Origin of the sequence: Orbus hercynius (assembly GCF_003634275.1) — a bacterium.
Lineage (GTDB): Bacteria > Pseudomonadota > Gammaproteobacteria > Enterobacterales > Orbaceae > Orbus > Orbus hercynius.
In genome coordinates this window covers 223,447-243,390 of sequence record NZ_RBWY01000004.1, presented here as the reverse complement: position 1 = coordinate 243,390, position 19,944 = coordinate 223,447, and the positions used below count along the sequence as shown (strand labels likewise).

Sequence of the window (19,944 nt, the reverse complement as noted above, 5' to 3'; positions counted from 1 at the left end):
TATTGTGTATTTAACACGCTTTTTTTGCATAAGTAAAAGCGTAAAATGAGGATAGTTAATTTTATCACGTCGCGAACCTTAACTGAGTTCGCCTAATTATGAGGTTATTTATGAGTCGTGTGTTAATTTTAAATTCTATGAAAGCGTTTGCCCATTCTGCGGGGCATCTTAATACGACACTTGCGGAAACTGCAGAGCAGTACTTGCTTGGCAAAGGGCACGAAGTCAACGTGACGGTGATTGATAAGGGCTATGACATCGAGCAAGAAGTGGCAAAATATGAGTGGGCAGATATTATTATTTATCAAATGCCGGCTTGGTGGATGGGGGAACCATGGATTATGAAAAAGTACATGGATGAGGTTTTCACTCAGGGTCATGGTCGTTTGTACGCCAGTGACGGTCGTACTCGCTCAGATGATCATAAAAAATATGGTTCAGGGGGTCTGTTGCAAGGTAAAAAATACCTGTTGTCAGTAACATGGAATGCCCCGGCTGAGGCCTTTGACGATCCGGAGCAGTTTTTTGAAGGTAAGGGCGTTGACATGGTTTACTTCCATTTTCATAAGGCAAACCAGTTTTTAGGTTTAGCGCCATTGCCAACTTTTCTATGTAGCGATGTGATGAAAAACCCGAATGTTGCACAGGATATTGAGCGTTATCAGGCTCATTTAGCACGTGTAATATAAATTCGTTCATTACCTTTGGGTGAATAAGGTTTATTCACCCAACTCCAGCATGGCGGTTTATCACGCTAACGTTATCAGCATTCTTACCTTCCCCTCGTTATGCACTAATTTAAATCAATATCTTGATTATTATGCTCTTATTTAGTGCGTAGCAAGTCTAATTGTTTACCCTGTACCGCGTTTTTTTATATCATTTTGCGACTTTTTGGTGAAATTTACCTCGATTTTAACTGGCATGGATTTTGCAATTATCAAAGTTAAGACTATTTTTCAACAGAGGACCTTACATGAAAATCGATAAACGTCATGTGATTTTTGCAATGTCAAAAAATAACGCTGCGGTTGCGCGCGTGCCAAGTGGCAGCCATGTTACTTTTGAAACATGTGATTGTTTCTTTGATCAAATCACCGATGAAAGCGTCACATTTAGTGAGCTAGACTGGAATACGATTAATCCTGCGACGGGCCCTGTTTACGTTGAAGGTGCACAGCCGGGTGATATCTTAAAAGTTGAGATTAAAAAAATGACGCTCAATCGTGATTATGCCATTATGGCAACTGGTAAAAATTTAGGTGTGTTAGGCGATGAATTAACCGATAACGCTATTTACAAAGTACCAGTTAAAGATAATCAAGCGTTCCTTCCAAAAGGCATCAAGATCGACCTCAATCCGATGATTGGAGTTATCGGCGTTGCACCAAAAGGTGACGATATTTCGTGCGGTGTGCCGTGTGAACATGGCGGTAATATGGACTGCAAAGAGATTAAAGCGGGCGTTAGCTTATATTTGCCAGTTAATGTGCCGGGCGCTTTATTTGCACTGGGTGATTTACATGCCGCGATGGGCGATGGTGAAGTCTCGGTATCCGGGCTTGAAATTTCTGGTGAAGTCGAGGTTGTATTATCCGTGCTTAAAGGTCACGAGTTACCAACGCCACTGATTGTCAGTGACACAATGATTAGCACAATTGCATCCGCGGTCACATTAGATGATGCGGCAACATTGGCCACTAAAAAAATGGTTACGCTGTTAAAACAGGCAAATCAATTGACGGCGGCCGAAATCATTACCTTACTGAGCGTAAGCGGCGATTTAAAAATTTGCCAGGTGGTTGATCCACAAAAAACCTGCCGCTTTGAATTACCCCAATCAGTATTACGTCAAATAAACTTATCTTTGGAATAGATTGCATGTCATTAGAGAATTACGGATATAAACAAGAATTAAAACGAGTGTTAACGTTTAAAGATTTAGTCATTTATGGTTTGATTTTTATGGTACCTATTGCGCCTTTTGGGGTATTTGGTTACATCTTAGACCAATCGCAAGGGATGATCGCATTAACTTACCTCATCGGTATGGTCGCGATGTTTTTTACCGCGATTAGTTACTGGAGTATGTCAAAGTCATTACCGATTGCGGGATCGGTGTTTTCTTATGCTCATCACGGTATTCACCCCGTTGCCGGTTTTTTCACTGGTTGGTTGATTTTACTCGATTATATCTTGGTGCCTTCACTGCTATATATCGTCAGCGCCAATGCCTTACATGATTTCTTACCGGATATACCTGGCACAGTGTGGATTGTCTTTTTTGTGGTTGCTAACTCATTAATTAACTGTTTAGGCGTAGAATTTACCGCCAAAGCGACCAAGATTATTTTGATCTTTGAACTGATTGTGCTGGCGATTTTCGTTGCTTTGGGCGCGAAGGATCTGTGGCTGAGTGATCACAGTTCGTTTACCTTGATGCCGCTTTATGACAGCGATAATTTTAGTTTTGGCTTGATTTTTGGTGGTGTATCAATTGCAGTATTATCATTCTTAGGTTTTGATGGTATTTCAACATTATCAGAAGAAGTCAAAGGTGATCAAAATACCGTCGGTAAGGCGTCATTAACCGCGTTATTGGTTATTGGGGTGTTATTTATTGTGCAAACCTGGATTGCGGCTGATTTGCTGCGAAATATGGCGATTAACAATGTTGATACGGCATTTTATGATGCGGCATTTATTGCCGGTGGCGCGAGTTTAAAAACCATTACGTTATTTGCGACGATTATTTCATGGGGCCTAGCTAATGCGTTAGTTGCGCAGTCTGCGGTGTCGCGTATTTTATTTGCGATGTCTCGCGATGATTTGTTACCGAAATGTTTTGCGAAAGTACATGATAAGTATAAAACACCGGTTGTTAGTATTTTCTTTATTGCGGTTATTTCGATTATTTCCGGCCTTTATTTTAGTGACAAACTTGATGATTTAACGCGTTTAGTCAATTTTGGTGCGTTGACCTGTTTTGTGATGCTACATATTTCGGTGATTGTTTTTTATGTCTTTAAAAAGCGCCAATATAATGTGGTATTACATATTATTTTCCCGGTGCTAGGGCTACTCATTATTGCTTATGTCATTTATGAAATGGATGTGACGGCTAAATTGTTAGGTTTATCATGGCTGGCAGTAGGTATTGTCTATTATTTAGTACTTCGTTTTGTGTTACAAAAAAAGATCAATCTAAACATCGAATAATCGGCGATGGGGAGATAGCTTTGCTCTTAGCTACTTGGTCAGATGTGCATTGATGATAAAAAAAGCTCGATTTAATATCGAGCTTTATATTAATAGCAATATGCTATTTTACTAAGTCTAACATACGTAGCATGACAACTTTATAATATTGTTGCATCGCAATATTGAATTCGGTTGCTTGATCATTGTTCAGACGATCTTCAATTTCCGCAAAAATGGCTGCTTTGTCATAACCTTTCACTGCTAGTAAGAAAGGGAAACCAAATTTTTCACGGTATTGTTTGTTCAGTTGTGTAAGTTTAACCGCTTCTTCTTGTGTACAAGAATTTAGACCTGAACTTTTTTGTTCTTCTTGTGAGGCCGCTGCGATCCCTTCTGTTCGAGCAGCAGGACAGGCTAGATCAGGGTGATCTGCAATTAATGATAACTGTGTTTGTTTATCGCTAACTTTGATGATATTAATAATATGCTCAAACATATCGACAAAACCAGAGAAAGGGCGTTGTTTGCCAGACTCTACAAGTACCCATTCATCATCATTAAACAGTGGGCTAAATGTTGTTAGATAAACCTTATCATCCATTTTATTAATATCTTGAATGCGGTGATGGTTATCAACGTTTGCCATTGCATTAAATGTCAATGGTAAAAAGAGTAAAGCGATACTTAAAAACTTGAATTTCATAAAACCTTCTTAATAAATTATATGTAAATAATACTGCAAGTGAATGCTATGCCTATTTTGAGTAATTATCAATTTTAAAATTTTTTATAATATAGTTATAATAATTTAAATTTTTTTAATTTTAGCTTATGCCGATTATCGGTTGTTTTGTGTTTTTATTAATTTAATCAATAAGATGGCTATTAAACTAATAAATTTTATAACAGCTTAATTCGTTTCATCATATTTTCCATAAAATGGAATAATAAAAATATTTTAAACAATTTTATTGTTAATAGAGAGCAAATTTATCAGCGAGTGGAAGTGGGTTAACACTAAATTTGGGTAATGAATATAAACTGGCTTAAGCTTTCTGCTAAAATTTTTTTTTAAGCAGAAAGCATTAAGTATCATGACGTCGGAATATATCTATTTGCGGTATTTTACCGGTAATGTTGCAATGATAATTAAAATGGCCGAGATAATAGCACAACCTGAAATCTGAATAATACCACTGTAACTCCAACCAAAATGATCTTTCAACTGGCCTAAAATATAGCCCGCGAAAGCAGCTGGAATATATAAGCTAGCAACGAATAACCCTGAAGCTTGAGAGGCTTTATTACTCACAACTGATTTAATCAAGCCGGCGGATAAATTAGAGTACACCATACCACTAATCGCACCACCAAAGACAAATGAAAATAGTGCATGTAGCCATAAAGAGTGGTTTAATGGGGTAAAGACTAATCCACCGGAAATGGCTGAAATAATTAGGAAAAAGAATAATACTTTGTTGTAATTATATTTATCGCCAAGCCAGCCACCAAACAATGACAATAGGGCGCCTAAGCCATAGAAGCTGACAATTTTTGCTGCATCTTGAGCGTGAAATCCTAAGGATTCTCGTAAGAATGTGGGATAGAGTCCTAAATATCCGTAAATAGAGAGACCGGCAAATGCAGTTGCAATAGCTAATAAAATAGGTTTACGCGATAAAATCGATTGGGCAGAATCGGTGTTATTAGCTTCGATTTGAATTTGTTGCTCTGTTGGTTTGGCTTCAGTTAACCATGCGCGAGTAAACAATAAAATCAAAACAAGCATAGGGATTCCAGCTAAACCAAAAACAATAAAGGGCATTTGCCAATGAAATTGATTCAAAATAAAGGCCCCGAAAATAGGGCCAATGATTGCACCGATACCGAAGGTAAAGTTTAATGAACTTGCAGCGACTGCTCGATGGCGAATGAAGTAGGTTGTACCGATAGCTAATAGGGCAGTTAGCTGCATTGCTTCACCTAAGCCTGATAAGAATCGATAAAGCAATAAATCAGAGAAGCCTTTGGCATAGGCGGTCATAAATGTTGCGGCAGAAAATAAAATAATACCGAGTATGACAACATTTTTACGAGACATGCGTGTAAGAAGTAAAGCAGTTGGGATACCGGCAACGCCCATTCCTAACGTAAAAATTGTGGAGGCTAAACCTATTTTAGGTAAATCAAGATCAAGCGAGTTTCTAACATCTGTTGCCAGTATGGAAAATAATTGGCGGTCCATTGCATTGATAATATATGATAACAGTAGGATTGAAAACATAATAACCGCTACTTTAGTACTATGTGACTTGATCATCTTAACGCCTCCATTTCTAATTTTTAATATTCAGTTCTCTCATGAAATTCTGTCTTTATTTGCTCTGGTGAGTAATTAAGTGAGAGTAAGATCGTTAGCAACAGCCTTGATTTGACACTACCTAATAAGCCACTTGGTATTGCTCCTCGTCGGATTGAATCCATTTCCGATCCCGCAAAATTGTAGCTATGCGTGAATATCGGTCCGGATGGTACCCGAGACGCTAATACGACAGGGAATTTATTGCTAAATTCACTGATATAGGGCGCATAATGCGCTGGCAGATGACCTGCTCCCATCGCTTCTATGACAATGCCTTGATAACCAAGTGCAGGGATATTTTTCAATAAACGATCATCATCGGCTAAGGCGGCTTTGATTATTCCAACACTGGCAATCTCATTTTTTGGCATTGCTAACGGTGATTTTCGCTCAATTTTGACAAACTGACAAATTTTATCTTCCAAAACGCAGCCCAGTGGACCACATGCTGGTGAGGAGAATGCGTGTAAATGACCCGTATGACTTTTTTGCACGTAACGCGCAGCGTGAAATTCATTATTCAGTGCCACTAACGTGCCTTGGCTTTGCATATTACTGCTAGCAATAATCACAGCGGCTAATAAATTAGCAGGTCCATCGGCTGATAGCATCATCGCACTGCGCATTGCGCCGGTGACCACTAAAGGCTTATCAGATTGTATTAATAGGTCAAATATGAATGCTGTCTCTTCAATGGTATCGGTGCCTTGCACCACAATCGCACCATGAATGCTGTCATCGGCTAGTTTTTCATTGAGCAGTTTTGCCAGTCCAAGTAGGTCAACCCAATTGAGTGATGCGCCGGGTTTGCTAACAAAAGAGATGACTTCACACTCACAATATTTGGCGATATCAGGTACTGAGCGAACAAGATCATTGCCAGTCAGCGTTGGCACGACGCCACCGGTGCTATCTGGCGTCATTGTTATCGTACCACCCGTTGTTATAATTAATATTTTTGGTAATTGCTTTGATTTTTGTATATCCATAACGTTTCCCTAAATTTAATTATGCTTATTTTTTGGAATTATGATAAAAATCCATAATTTCGCCACCCGTGCACATCACAACATCAGGATGAATCATAATATAGTCAAGCAGTGCTTCAAGGTAGCCAATACGATGTGGAACGCCAGTTAAATATGGATGTATGGTAATTGCCATAACCCTTGGTATTGTTTTGCCTTCTTGATATAGGCAGTCAAAATGATCTTTACCACGTAGATAAATTTCATCAGATCGCTGCTGTTGAATTGCTGACATTACCACGTCATTGATTTCAACAGTATAAGGTACCGAGGTGATTTCACCACTCCGCGTTTTTAAGGTGACAGGTTGATCATCCAATACCCAGTCTGCCACATATTTGATACCGGCCTCTTGCAGTAAATCTAATGTTTGCGATGTTTCTGCAATACCAGGACTTTCCCAACCAAGTGGCGCGCTACCAGTAAAACTTTTAATCGCATTTATCGTATCAATAATTGCTTGTCGCTCATCTTCAACTCGATGCATCGGTTTTTGGACGAACCCGTGTCCCATAAATTCCCATTTTTCATTGAGGGCTGCTTGGCATGCCGGGCGATAGACATCAAGTGCACTTCCATTAACCGCAAGCGTTGCCTTGATATCTCGTTTTTTTAATACTTCTAAAAAGCGCCAGAAGCCCACTCGCATCCCATACTCGTGCCAGCACCAGTTTGGAATATCAGGCAACATATTCACTCCCATTGGCGGTGGAAGAACAGTACGTGGTTGTGGATTTTCAGGTAACCAGTTTTCAACATTGACAATGACCCAGACAGCAACTCTGGCATTATTGGGTAATTTAAACTTACGTTGAGTAATCGGTTCGTAGGTTAATCTTTGACGAGCTGAGACATTACCCATTAAATATTCTCCTTGTTTTATTTATTGTTTATGATTAAAATAAAATTCCAATATATGGAAAAATTATTTTGATGGGCTTAATAACGAGTTGACTTTTAAATCGGTGTTCTTTGCTGGAATTGATTATATTTCCGACTGTTTTGTTTTGTCAATTATTAATTACACTTTCAATATATGGAATGGATTATGAGAAATAAAAATAATGTAAATCAAGGTTCTCAAACTGTTGTACGGGCAATTGATATTTTAAAATTGATTGCATCAAATGAGTCGGGTGCTCGTTTAACTGATATTGCCCATGAGATGCAATTAGAAACACCAACCGCGCATCGACTTTTAAAAACACTGACCTTGCAAGGGTTATTGGTTAAAGATCCACAAACACTGAAATACCGCTTAGGATCCTTAATTTTTGAATTAGGTTTAGTGGCTAAAGATGATTTTGATATTTCTGCAATGTGCGCCCCGGTTTTGAAAAAATTAGCTAATGAAACGCTGGACACTTCATTTTTATTTATTCGTAGTGCGGATGATGCAGTATGTATTGCCAGAGAAATGGGGGGATATTATATTCAAACGCCGGTTATTCAGCTTGGTAGCCGACAACCATTAGGCGTGAGCGCTGGCGGTTTGGCTCTATTATCTGCTCTGCAAGAGACGGAAATCGATGAGATATTAGAAAATTCGGCAATGAGATTGAATATTTATGGTAGCTTAACTATCAAACAAACCAAAGATCTTTATTATGATGCCCGCAACCAAGGTTATGCGGTGATAGAGAATTATGCTGTACCGGGTGTAAAAGGTGTTGGAATTCCAATTATTCAACAAGATGGTACTCCAATTGCGGCAATTACAGTTGCAACGACTATAGATCGAATGGATGAAGCGCATATTGCAATGATCATCCCTAAACTTAAAAAAGCTGCGGAAGACATTAAAATGTTGCTAGGTGCAAACACGTTATCCTAACGAGAATGACTCCATTAAATGGAATGGATTTTATATTAAATATTGTGTTGATAGTTGTTTTATAATGTGATTATCATAATGCACATAATTTTTTCAAAAAAAAATTCCACTAAATGGAGTTTGAAATATTGACTCAATAAAATAATATCTGACAGATTAGTGAAGGAAATACGATGAAACTTGTTAGTTATGAATATAATCACCAGTCATGCTACGGTATTTATACGCAAGGTGGGATTATCGATTTAACTCGTCATCTTGGTCATCAATATCCGACGTTAAAATTATTACTCTCGCAACCCGATTTTTTAGCGATCATTGCACCGTATCACACAACACCTGATATTGATGTTCATGAAATTAAATATTTACCTGTGATTCCAGACCCAACCAAAATTATTTGTGCTGGGATGAATTATGCAGCAAAAAAAAGTGAATTTAATGAAGTCAATGCCATTCCTGTGTTATTTATTCGATTTGCCGATACACAAACTGGCCATTTGACGGATGTGATTAAGCCAAGTATCTCTGACGAGTTTGATTATGAAGGTGAGTTGGCGGTGATTATTGGTCAAGGTGGCCGTTATATACCGCAAGATAAAGCGCTTGAGCACATTGCTGGTTATAGCTGCTACATGGATGGTTCCATTCGAGACTGGCAGCACGCTTGGTATACTGCAGGTAAAAATTGGCCAAAAACGGGCGCGTTTGGTCCGTGCTTAGTCACGGCGGATGATATTCCCGATCCGGGTCAGCTAACCATACAGACTTATCTTAATGGTAATCAGGTGCAATATGATACAACAGCAAATTTGATTTATACCGTTCCAGCACTTATTGCTTATATTAGTCAATTTACAACATTATCAAGTGGTGATGTGATTATTACCGGCTCGCCAGGTGGGGTTGGTAAGAAAAGAACCCCTCCGCTTTTTATGAAATCTGGCGATACTATTGAAGTTGAAATTAGTGGTATTGGCCGATTGTGTAATCGCGTTATACAAGATTAAGAATACTATTTACCTGCTAACTTTGGTTTTAGTTTAAACCAATTGAGACAAAGATCGGTTGAGATTGTTAATTATCATGCTACTGAGATAATAATGGATTATCAGTTTTAATAGCATGATTCTCACTCATCATTGTCTCCTCTTTATGATAATCGATGAACAAGTGATTATTATCGTCTCGTATTATCTCTTTTTAACCCTGTTTCGATTTGAACACTTCATCTTAATAGCTGCTCTATTCTTAATTTATTCACCAATCATTATCGCGCCAATATTGCAGCGATAACGTGTTAATTTATGATTGATTAGTGATAAATCGATATCGTGATAAGCGAATTAATATTGTCTTAATATTGATTTGATTAAATAGATGGCACAAAGACAATCTCATTGATGATAAAAAGGAATATAAGATGAAAAAGTTTATCCCATTAATCTTTATTGTGTGTTTAGGGATAGCAAATACTGTGATGGCTCAAGCAATGCCAGTACAAGGTGGATTTATAAGTGCTACATCACCTGTTGAGTTAAATGCGGGGGGATTTAATGCTGATGCCACAGCGATCACAACGGTTGCACAAGTTAGTCAACTTGCTGATGACGCATGGGTGACCTTGCAAGGGCATATTATCAAGCAAGTAGGGGATGAGAATTATATTTTTAAAGATGCAACAGGGGAAATCAATGTCGAAATTGATCATAAATATTGGCAAGGACAAACTGTCACGCCAAATGATAATGTTGAAATCGTTGGTGAGGTGGATAAGGATTGGGGCTCAATTGGAATTGATGTCAAACGTATCCGCATGCTCTCTGTGAAATAATCATCGTAATATAATTGTTTGCTCTTATTGGTAACGAGCACGATTTAACACCCGCTTTATGCGGGTGATTTTATATTATTTACAGGGATTGAATGTAGCGGTTAAATTAATTTTGTTTCTTTTAATGATAGTTTTATAAATGCGTAAAAAATTGGTGCAAAGACTAAACCAATCAGCCCAAAAAGGGTTTCAAAAAACAGCATAGCAATGAGCAGTTCACAAATTCCTGCATGAATTTTTGTTCCGACAATTTTGGCATTCAGTACATATTCAAACTTATGAATTAATATAAGGTAGACTATGACGAAAATTGCAACATTAAATGAGACGGTAAAAGCAACAAAAAACATCAAGACATTCACAACGAGATTACCCACAATTGGAATAAGACCAAAGATAAAGGTGGCTAAAACTAAACTTTTACTAAAGGGTAAGTGAATACCAAAAATAGGTAGTAATACAAAGAGAAATATTGCCGTCATCACTGCATTAAATAGTGCAATCACAACTTGTGAAATGGCAACATATTGGAATACTAACACCAGTCTATCTAAACAGTGACTAAGTCCTTGCATTAGCAAGGTTTGAGTATTTTGTTTATCTTCAATATTGCGTTTGTTTGTTTTAAATCCAAGAATCAAGCCAATCACCATACCAATAATAATAATGATTAAAACATGAAACACTCGGGTAATCATACTTTGTAGATAGAAAACATGTTCTTTAAGATAAATAATTAGATGATTTTTAATTTCATCTGTGCTATCGGGTAAGTGACTACGTAAGCTATCAGGCAAGGTGTCTGAGAGTTTATCAAGCAGTGTCTTTATATTTTCCATTGTTTGTGCTGGGTGCCTAGCCATATCGACAAACCAAGTGAATAAGTACCAAAAACCACCAATAAAAATGAGCAAAATTAATGTGGATAATAGTAGCACTGATAGTAACTTCGATTTATCACTGAATTTTGTCATTTTGAGTGATAAAAAATTATCTAATTTTATGGTTAATGTGTATGTTAGTAAGCCTGCGATAACCGCTGACATTAAATGAATTTGCATTAAAACAATGAAAAAAATAGAGAATCCAATAGCACAAAATATATCTATTTTTTGCTGATCATTATGTAACATATTTTGTGTACCTTATCGTATTTTTAGAGGGTTATGATATATTTTACTGGCGTTGCTATCAATATGATTTTGCTCTAACAATGATTTGGTTTAATCACGCATGTCATAATATGTGTTTAAGTGTTTTAAGAGGATTAGAATAATTATGTCTCCATTCGTTGTCCTTCTTTGGGGGTTGAATATTTTTTTTGATACTGTTGGTCAGATTGCCTTTAAGTATGCCGCGGTTACACCTAATAATCGAGACGGCTACTATTATTGGTTAGATTTGATGCGTAATTATTGGCTTTGGCTCGGGATTGGCGCTTATCTGGCTGAGTTTTTGCTTTGGCTTGGTTTTTTGACATTAGTCCCTCTATCACAAGGCATTTTATTAGGGTCCATGAATATTATTGTGATTATGATAGCAGGACGCTTATTATTTAAAGAGCTACTCACGCGCGATCGCATTATGGGAATGCTATTTATTACAGCGGGTGTTATTTTTGTGGGGATGTCTTAATGCGTAAATTCTATCTTATCGGTTTTGCTCTGCTGCTCTTATTTGACACGGTGGCTCAAACAAGTTTTAAACTCACTGCAAATTATGCAGAGCCTCTGCAAGCGAATATTGCGTGGTTAGGCAGAGTATTTAATTCACCATGGATATACATCGCTATTTTGGGTTATATCGGCTCATTTTTTACGTGGATGTCATTATTGAAAAAAGCACCAGTTGGTCCTGCATTTGCTGCATCACATTTAGAAGTGGTGACGGTGATGCTGGTTTCTATTTGGATATTTAATGAACCTATTACCTTATTTCGCTTAATTGGTGCTGGCTTGATTATAATTGGTATTATTTTTTTAGCCCTTGCTGAAAAAAATGTTCAACAATAGCAACTTATATTTGACGGTTATTTAGTGAGTGGGCTGTGAATGAAAAAATACATTGAAAATCCACCAACAGCAGGATTACCCCTTAATTGGGGAGATTGGTTTGCGCATAATCAGGATTTAAGCGAGCGTATTGGTACCATATTCAATCTTCCGCCTGTAAGCGTCACGTGCTCGGGTACGATTGCATTAGTGACTGCTTTAACGGTACTTCGTCAGCATCATTCACATCGAGTACAAGTCATTATTCCTGCCTATACTTGCCCTTTAGTTGCGCTAGCGATTCATCACTGTGGATTAAAGGTCATCTTATGTGATGTAGCAACAGATTCATTTGAATTTGATCTTAATCAGCTACAATCGCTTCTTAATGAGCAAGTATTAGCGGTTATTCCTACGCATCTTGGCGGTAGAGTCGCCAATATTTCTAATATTAAACGGCTTACTGAACCTTATCAAATCGCCATTATTGAGGATGCAGCTCAAGCACTTGGCGCGGATGTTGGCCAAGATGGTGATATTGTTTTTTTTAGTTTAGCAGTGGGTAAAGGACTAACGCTTTATGAAGGGGGATTATTAAGTGCGAGTGATCCTGATCTCAATCAGCAATTAACAAAAGCGACAAAGCGTATTCCTCGTCATTTTGGTTGGGAGGTGCGACGGATTATCGCGTTGCTTGGTTATACCGCATTATATCACCCCTTTGGGCTTTATTTTGTTTATGGTCAGCCTCGACGACGTTTACTTGCACAAGGTAAATGGATTGAAGCGGTTGGTGATGATTTTACTTACGAGTTGCCGTTTCACCGTGTTAGTCAGTTTAGGCAACGTGTTGCCGCTAATGCGATTAGTCGCTTACCGAGTTTTCTTGCCGCAACAGCGCAGCAAGCATTAAAGCGCGTTCAGCAACTACAGATGATACCCGGTATTCATGTTATAACAGATCAAAGTGCACGGCGTGGCACATGGCCTTTTATCATGGTTTTACTGCCATCAAAAAGTATCTGTGATAATATTTTGCGTCAATTATGGTCTAGTTCATTAGGGGTGAGTCGGTTATTTATTTATGCATTATCACAATACTCATATCTTAACTCTATAATTCCGCCGATCTCAATGCCTCATGCTGAGGATTTCGCCCAAAGAATGTTAACAATTACCAATAGTCTATGGCTCGATGATAAGGCTTTTGAGCAGATTTATATCACGATTCAATCTTCAGTTTCCCTGCGTTGACATGTATCTGTTTGTGACGGATTTTGTGGAAACATTAAAATTAGGTAATTCAAATTAATGTGTGATGTAATAATTCTCATATCCTATCAAAATTGAATGCATATTTATAATAAGTCAAATTAAACATAGTAATAGCATTGATAGTTATCTTTGTGTTGTTTTGAATAATGTTATGCTTTAAGTTAATAACATCATTTTTATTAGCAATAAACAAATTAATCATTATTGATAGTTTATGATGATTTTTTGCATTGAAAAACTAAATTACACTTAACTTAGCTATATTGAGGAGAAATTATGTCACAGGTTATCAAACAATTACATCAATTACAGGCCGATTCTCATGCTTTATTTATTAAGTTTCATGATTATCATTGGAATGTACGTGGCATGCACTTTTTTGGTGTACATGAATATACTGAAAAAGCCTATAATCAAATGGCTGAATTATTTGATGAATTAGCGGAAAGAGCATTGCAGCTTGGCGGCAAAGCATTGACTTGCCAAAAAGTATTATTAGAGACGGCAAAATGTCCCAAAATCTCACAAGAAAGCTATAGCGCAAAAGAGGTGATTACGGCAATGGATGACGCTTATAAATACCTAAAAGACGCATTTTTAACTTTACGCCAGTACGCAGATGCGGCTAATGATTTCACGACAGTAGGCCTTGCTGAAGATAATATTGCTCATCTAGAAAAAGCGATTTGGATGATTAAATATACATTAGATAATTAACGGTCATTAACCCTTTCTATTGCCATCTCATCAGGCTAATTAATTTTAGCGTGATGATGATTACTGTTTTTATACCCACTTAATGCAGATGCAAAAACTCAATCCACATTAACACAATAATGGTTTTTGTGGATTGGGGCGTGTTTTAATTAAGCCACTTTTTCTAACTTAATTGGAATATTTTTATAAGATGGAATACCGGATTGCGCATCAAAGCGATCTAACGGCAGCAAATTATTCGATTCCGGAAAATAGGTTGCTAGGCAGCGATCAGCAATATCATGGACGACGATAGTTAACTTATCTAAACGCCGGTAGGTTGGCTGCATATCCTTGCCAAGTGCGATGAGATTGACAACATCACCGGCTTTTACACCTTGCTTTTCAGCTTCTGCAGCACTAATAAATACGACATCTCGGCGACCAAATACGCCACGGTAACGATCATTCATACTGTAAATGGTGGTGTTGTATTGATCATGACTGCGAACAGTTGTTAGTACTAACTCACTATCTTGCGTATCTTGCGGGTCCTCGTTTAAGCTATCGGTAGTGATAAAGTTTGCTTTCCCTGATGCCGTCACCCATCGGCGCTCTGCAGCTGGGTTGACCAGATGAAAACCACCGGGTACACGAATACGGGCATTATAGTCTTTAAAATCGGGGAACACGGCTTCAATGGCATCACGGATTTGGTCATAATCGTTAACTAACTCATCCCATGCGACTTTGCTATCAGGCAGCGTTGCTTTAGCGAGCCCGGCGACAATAGCACATTCGGATTTGAGTAGTGGACTTGCCGGTTTGAGCATGCCTCTTGATGCATGAACCATTGACATAGAATCTTCGACTGTCACACACTGCGCACCTGATTGCTGCATATCAATTTCGGTACGACCCAATACCGGCATGAGGTAGGTATTTTTGGCGGTTAATAAATGAGAACGATTGAGCTTGGTTGCGGTGTGCACCGCTAACTCAAGTTTCTTCATTCCGGCATAAGTCGCATCGTGATCTGGCATTGCGACGGCTAAATTACCGCCCATACAAATAAGGGCTTTAGAGGTACCTTCAAACAGGGCTTGCATGGTCGCAACTGCTGCATGACCAAACTCTTTTGGTGGCGTAAAGCCGAAACGTTTTTCAATATTGGCTAACATGGTCGCGCTCGGTTTTTCGGTGATACCAACGGTGCGATCACCTTGTACATTTGAGTGACCACGTAATGGGCAAATCCCCGCGCCTTCTTTGCCTATATTGCCTTTTAATAACAGTAAATTGACTAATTGTTGAATATTTTGTGTTCCATGCTGATGTTGAGTAATTCCCATGCCATAACAGATAATAGTGCGTTCAGCTTGAATATAAAGCTGAGCGAGTTCTTCAATTTGTTCGCGGCTAATGCCTGATTTGCTGATAATCTCATCCCACTTTGTACTCACAATGTCTTGTTCAAGCTCAGCAAAGCCGTGGGTGTGTTGCTCAATAAAATCGAGATCTAAAATTGCCGGTTTAGCTGCTGCGACGGCTGCTTTGTGCTGCTCAAGCACTAAACGCATGACACCTTTTAGTAGAGCGATATCACCACCAATGCGCACTTGATAGTAATGAGAGGCTAGCTTGGTTGAACTGAGTGTTAACATTTCAACGGGATCTTGAGGGTAGGTAAAACGCTCGAGTCCGCGCTCCTTAAGTGGGTTGACAGCAACAATCGTACCACCGCGTTTAGAAACCGCCCTCAGTGATGACAACATTCTTGGGTGATTCGTCCCCGGGTTGTGACCAATACAGATGACTAAATCAGCTTGATCAAAATCCTCTAATAGGACGGTACCTTTACCTAAACCGATTGCTGCAGCAAGACCAACACTGGTCGGTTCATGACACATATTCGAGCAGTCCGGAAAGTTATTTGTACCATATTCACGCGCAAACAGTTGGTATAAAAATGCCGCTTCATTTGATGTACGGCCAGAGGTATAAAATTCAACGGTATTGTGGTCGTCATAACGACGTAATATGGCCCCGATTTCATCGAAAGCCGTTTGCCATTCAATGACCCGATAGGTATCGGTGGTGGCGTCATATTTCATTGGGTGGGTTAAACGACCTTCATTTTCCAGATCGTAATCATTCCACTTAAGTAATTCACTCACTGGATTGGCGGCAAAAAACTCTGGCGTAGCACGTTTTGCCGTTGCTTCCCAAGAGACGGCTTTCGCGCCATTTTCGCACATATCAAACGAGGCTGAATGTTTGGGATCGGGCCAGGCACATCCTGGGCAGTCAAAACCAGTGGGCTTATTCATATCAAACATGGCAATGATATCTTTACCCATTTCCATTTGCCCCCGAATAGCTTGTGCTACGGCTTTAAGGGCACCCCAGCCACCAGCAGGTCCTGTATATTCTTCAATTTTTGATTTCATCAATAAGCTCCTTGTACTTCCAATGATCTGAATTCGCGTTTTATTAGGAGGATTATGTTGCGATAAGTCGTTGTCATTTTTATCAATTATTGTTTTTATCATCCCTTAATTTATCTCAATCTACCTAACGGTTTTACGTTATCATTACATACTATACACAATCATAACAAAGCAGTTTGTTGGGGTGAAAATCGTGCTATTTCTATCGAGATAACTAGAGTTCAGCTATAAATTGGCATATGATGCATTATTGATTGTTAGCAGGTCTAAGAGAAGGCACCATTATGTCAATTACAGCGCAAAATCAAAATGAACCCTTTGGCACATTGCTCGGTTTCGCGCCCGGCGGCGTCGCGATTTATTCATCCGATTACAGTACAATAAATAAAGACGATTTTCCCGATGAATCTTCTTTTCGTAGCTATATTGGTCATGAATATATGGGCCATAAATGGCAATGTGTTGAGTTTGCAAGGCGGTTTTTATACCTCAATTATGGCGTGGTATTTACCGATGTGGGTATGGCATATGAGATATTCTCGTTACGTATTTTACGCCACGTGGTTGATGAAGCATTATTACCGCTACAAGCGTTTGCTAACGGCAGTAATAAAGCGCCAGCCGCTGGTGCACTGCTTATTTGGCAAGATGGTGGCATGTTTCACCGCACGGGTCATGTGGCCATTATCACGGCGGTGTTTGCCGATAAAGTCCGCATTGTTGAACAAAATGTGATCCACCAGCGTTTGCCAGCTGGGCAACAATGGACGCGTGAATTGCCACTAACATGTATTAATGGTGAATATCATCTGCAAGATACATTTGATCATACCGTGATTTTAGGCTGGATGATTCAGACTGATGATACAACTTATAGCTTGCCACAGCCGGTTACTCCGGCTGAGTATCGCCCGATTCATGCGGCTAGTTTAATTGATAAAGGGCAATTTACTGGTCAGTGGCTCAATGAATCTGATCCATTAGAGCATGCTTATGTGCAAGCTAACGGACATGGCGTTAATCATCATACCCCCTATCATTATTTTACGATTTCAGAAAGTGCGCACCAGGAATTGATTCGCGCAACCAATGAGCTACATTTGATGTACTTACATGCAACGGATAAAGTCTTAAAGGATGATGCTTTGTTACGTAATTTTAATGTGCCGGAAATTTTGTGGCCCAGATTGCGTTTATCATGGCAAAAACGCCGTTATCAGATGATTACCGGTCGTTTAGACTTTTGTATGGATGAGCGTGGTTTAAAAGTTTATGAATATAATTCTGATTCCGCATCTTGCCATACCGAGACAGGGGTAATCTTGCAAAAATGGGCTGAACAAGGTGGTTTAACGGCGGGTTCAAATCCAGGTAAAGATTTGCTTAATGCGCTTGCAGATAGTTGGAAGCACAGTGATGCCAAGCCATTTGTGCATATTATGCAAGATAATGATGATGAAGAAAACTATCATGCTTTATTTATGCAAAAAGCATTATCACAAGCGGGTTTTGCTAGTAAAATTTTACACGGCCTCGATGAGCTACATTGGGATAAACACGGTCAGTTAGTTGACGGCGATGGTCAATTGGTGAATTGTGTGTGGAAAACATGGGCATGGGAAACGGTACTTGAGCAGCTACGTGAAGAGAGCGAATCGCAAATCGCTGCACCGCCAATTCGAACGGGTCATCCTGAAAATCAGGTACGTTTAATTGATGTGCTATTGCGTCCAGAGGTAAATGTTTTTGAACCACTTTGGACGGTGATTCCAAGTAATAAAGCGATTTTACCGGTGTTATGGTCACTATTCCCAAATCACCGTTATCTGTTAGAGTCGACATTTGAGTTAAATGACAATTTAATTCAGCAGGGGTATGCGATTAAGCCGATTGCGGGACGCTGCGGTAACAATATTGAGCTCGTCAATCACGATGAGCAGGTATTAGACAAAACCAGTGGCCGCTTTGATCAGCAGGAGAATATTTATCAGCAGCTTTGGTGTTTACCCAAAGTGGATAATAAATATGTGCAAATTTGTACCTTTACGGTTGGCGGGCATTACGGCGGTAGCTGTTTACGTTCCGATGCATCGTTAGTGATCAAAGGGGCGAGTGATATGGAGCCATTGCGCGTTTTAAACGATGATGAATTTATAAAATAAGTGCTAGCAACTGGTGTTAATTAGCAAAGCGCATTGTGCGCTTTGCCATCGTTCAGTCTTAGTGATGCTATAGATTAAGTGTCATCAATGAAGTGCAAGCCATGCTTAATCGTTAATTTTTGCAGAGGCCTTCACCGCCTCGATCACCGCATTACGCATCCCCCATTTTTCGAGCTGCGCAACACCACGAATGGTTGTTCCGCCAGGTGAACAAACCTGATCTTTGAGCTGAGCGGGGAGCATGTTGTCAGCCAGTAATAAACTTGCTGTCCCCATTACCGCTTGCGTTGTTAATAAGTAAGCTTCTTCGCGAGATAGACCTGCCAGAACACCGGCATCGGCTAACGCTTCAATAAATACGGCGACATAAGCAGGGGAACAACCGGCGACCGTGCTGCTAATATCCAGTTTTTTCTCATCGACAATCGCGATTTTACCAATTGCTTCAAAGAGTTGTTTAGCGTCGGTTAGTTGGTTAGCACTCACGACTGGCGCGGCACTGATGGCGGTCATACCTTGGCAAACGGCGCTTGGAATATTTGGGATCGCGCGCACGATTGGTGTGTTAGCGGGTAAGTATTGATAAAATTGCGCTAACGTAAATGACGCGGCGAGGGAGATGACGAGTGTACCTGCTTTAAGATGCGGTTTTATCTCTTCCAGTATTTCGGGTAAGATTCGCGGTATAACGGCCAAAATCACGATACCTGATCGGGCGGCTAACTCGCTATTACTCGCGCAAAAGTGGCAATTTAATTGCTTAGCGAGTGTTTGTGCTTTACCACTCGTGCCACCGCTAATTGAGATGTGCTCGGCTTTAAGATATCCACTGGTTAATAAACCCTTTAAAACGGCTGATCCTAAATGACCAACGCCAATGATTCCAACATGTTTCATTTTGGTTCCTCTTATGATTCTTTGTCTGCTTAATCCGGCATGATGCGTTAACACCACTTTTTATCGTGATTTATTATGGCATTAAACGGGCTCAATTGGCGATGACTGAATGTCATTATTATGTTGATGAGTTTATGGCTCTTAGCCGGCGTTGGCCAATCAAGCCACAGCGGGTAATTGCTGTGGTTAAATGAGATTAAATTATTCGTCAGTG

18 protein-coding genes are annotated in these 19,944 nt (G+C 39.3%); 11 read left to right on the top strand and 7 right to left on the bottom strand.

What is annotated here, in order from left to right; translation table 11 throughout:
- Window positions 1-110: 110 nt before the first annotated feature.
- From DES39_RS10065 to DES39_RS10055, 3 genes are all read left to right on the top strand, one after another.
- Window positions 111-689 (top strand): NAD(P)H-dependent oxidoreductase, encoded by a 579-nt coding sequence (locus DES39_RS10065; protein WP_121145724.1) that lies wholly within the window; start codon window positions 111-113, stop codon window positions 687-689.
- 287 nt (window positions 690-976) lie between these two features.
- Entirely contained in the window at window positions 977-1,876 is a 900-nt protein-coding gene (locus DES39_RS10060; protein WP_121145722.1) for an acetamidase/formamidase family protein, read from the top strand.
- A 5-nt stretch (window positions 1,877-1,881) separates the two neighbouring features.
- Window positions 1,882-3,219: an APC family permease gene (locus DES39_RS10055; RefSeq protein ID WP_121145720.1), complete on the top strand. Its 1,338-nt coding sequence runs from the start codon at window positions 1,882-1,884 to the stop codon at window positions 3,217-3,219.
- 103 nt (window positions 3,220-3,322) lie between these two features.
- Here DES39_RS10055 and uraD read toward each other — a convergent pair whose 3' ends face one another.
- The 4 genes from uraD to DES39_RS10035 form a co-directional block, all read right to left on the bottom strand.
- On the bottom strand, window positions 3,323-3,904 hold the full coding sequence (gene uraD / locus DES39_RS10050; protein WP_121145718.1) for a 2-oxo-4-hydroxy-4-carboxy-5-ureidoimidazoline decarboxylase: 582 nt from the start codon (window positions 3,902-3,904) through the stop codon (window positions 3,323-3,325).
- 408 nt (window positions 3,905-4,312) lie between these two features.
- Entirely contained in the window at window positions 4,313-5,521 is a 1,209-nt protein-coding gene (locus DES39_RS10045; RefSeq protein WP_211324689.1) for an MFS transporter, read from the bottom strand.
- A gap of 23 nt (window positions 5,522-5,544) precedes the next feature.
- Window positions 5,545-6,552, bottom strand: coding sequence for an asparaginase (locus tag DES39_RS10040; protein WP_121145716.1), 1,008 nt, complete (start codon window positions 6,550-6,552; stop codon window positions 5,545-5,547).
- A 25-nt stretch (window positions 6,553-6,577) separates the two neighbouring features.
- Window positions 6,578-7,453, bottom strand: coding sequence for a polysaccharide deacetylase family protein (locus tag DES39_RS10035; protein WP_121145714.1), 876 nt, complete (start codon window positions 7,451-7,453; stop codon window positions 6,578-6,580).
- 186 nt (window positions 7,454-7,639) lie between these two features.
- Here DES39_RS10035 and DES39_RS10030 point away from each other — a divergent pair, with 186 nt between their 5' ends.
- The 3 genes from DES39_RS10030 to DES39_RS10020 all read left to right on the top strand — a co-directional run bounded on the left by DES39_RS10030 (window position 7,640) and on the right by DES39_RS10020 (window position 10,259).
- A complete protein-coding gene (locus DES39_RS10030; protein ID WP_121145712.1) occupies window positions 7,640-8,425 on the top strand; it encodes an IclR family transcriptional regulator in 786 nt (261 codons plus the stop codon).
- A gap of 173 nt (window positions 8,426-8,598) precedes the next feature.
- Window positions 8,599-9,435, top strand: coding sequence for a fumarylacetoacetate hydrolase family protein (locus DES39_RS10025; protein WP_121145710.1), 837 nt, complete (start codon window positions 8,599-8,601; stop codon window positions 9,433-9,435).
- Window positions 9,436-9,848: 413 nt separating this feature from the next.
- Window positions 9,849-10,259, top strand: a complete 411-nt coding sequence (locus tag DES39_RS10020; protein ID WP_121145708.1) for a YgiW/YdeI family stress tolerance OB fold protein — start codon at window positions 9,849-9,851, stop codon at window positions 10,257-10,259.
- A 101-nt stretch (window positions 10,260-10,360) separates the two neighbouring features.
- On the opposite strand, the gene DES39_RS10015 is transcribed toward DES39_RS10020, so the two are convergent.
- A complete protein-coding gene (locus DES39_RS10015; RefSeq protein WP_121145706.1) occupies window positions 10,361-11,392 on the bottom strand; it encodes an AI-2E family transporter in 1,032 nt (343 codons plus the stop codon).
- A gap of 145 nt (window positions 11,393-11,537) precedes the next feature.
- Between DES39_RS10015 and DES39_RS10010 the strand changes: the two genes are divergently transcribed.
- The 4 genes from DES39_RS10010 to DES39_RS09995 all read left to right on the top strand — a co-directional run bounded on the left by DES39_RS10010 (window position 11,538) and on the right by DES39_RS09995 (window position 14,242).
- Window positions 11,538-11,894, top strand: a complete 357-nt coding sequence (locus DES39_RS10010) for a DMT family transporter (RefSeq protein ID WP_121145704.1) — start codon at window positions 11,538-11,540, stop codon at window positions 11,892-11,894.
- A complete protein-coding gene (locus DES39_RS10005) occupies window positions 11,894-12,271 on the top strand; it encodes an EamA family transporter (RefSeq protein ID WP_121145702.1) in 378 nt (125 codons plus the stop codon). Before DES39_RS10010 ends, DES39_RS10005 begins: the two co-directional genes overlap by 1 nt.
- 39 nt (window positions 12,272-12,310) lie before the next feature.
- The gene (locus DES39_RS10000; protein WP_121145700.1) at window positions 12,311-13,504 is read left to right on the top strand and encodes a DegT/DnrJ/EryC1/StrS family aminotransferase; all 1,194 of its coding nucleotides are present in this window, start codon (window positions 12,311-12,313) and stop codon (window positions 13,502-13,504) included.
- A gap of 297 nt (window positions 13,505-13,801) precedes the next feature.
- A complete protein-coding gene (locus tag DES39_RS09995; protein WP_121145698.1) occupies window positions 13,802-14,242 on the top strand; it encodes a Dps family protein in 441 nt (146 codons plus the stop codon).
- A gap of 149 nt (window positions 14,243-14,391) precedes the next feature.
- On the opposite strand, the gene DES39_RS09990 is transcribed toward DES39_RS09995, so the two are convergent.
- Entirely contained in the window at window positions 14,392-16,671 is a 2,280-nt protein-coding gene (locus tag DES39_RS09990; RefSeq protein ID WP_121145697.1) for an FdhF/YdeP family oxidoreductase, read from the bottom strand.
- Window positions 16,672-16,955: 284 nt separating this feature from the next.
- Here DES39_RS09990 and gss point away from each other — a divergent pair, with 284 nt between their 5' ends.
- Window positions 16,956-18,833: a bifunctional glutathionylspermidine amidase/synthase gene (gene gss, locus DES39_RS09985; RefSeq protein WP_121145695.1), complete on the top strand. Its 1,878-nt coding sequence runs from the start codon at window positions 16,956-16,958 to the stop codon at window positions 18,831-18,833.
- A gap of 105 nt (window positions 18,834-18,938) precedes the next feature.
- Here the strand turns inward: gss and proC are convergent, their stop codons facing one another.
- Window positions 18,939-19,730, bottom strand: coding sequence for a pyrroline-5-carboxylate reductase (gene proC / locus DES39_RS09980; protein WP_121145693.1), 792 nt, complete (start codon window positions 19,728-19,730; stop codon window positions 18,939-18,941).
- Between the last annotated feature and the right edge of the window lie 214 nt (window positions 19,731-19,944).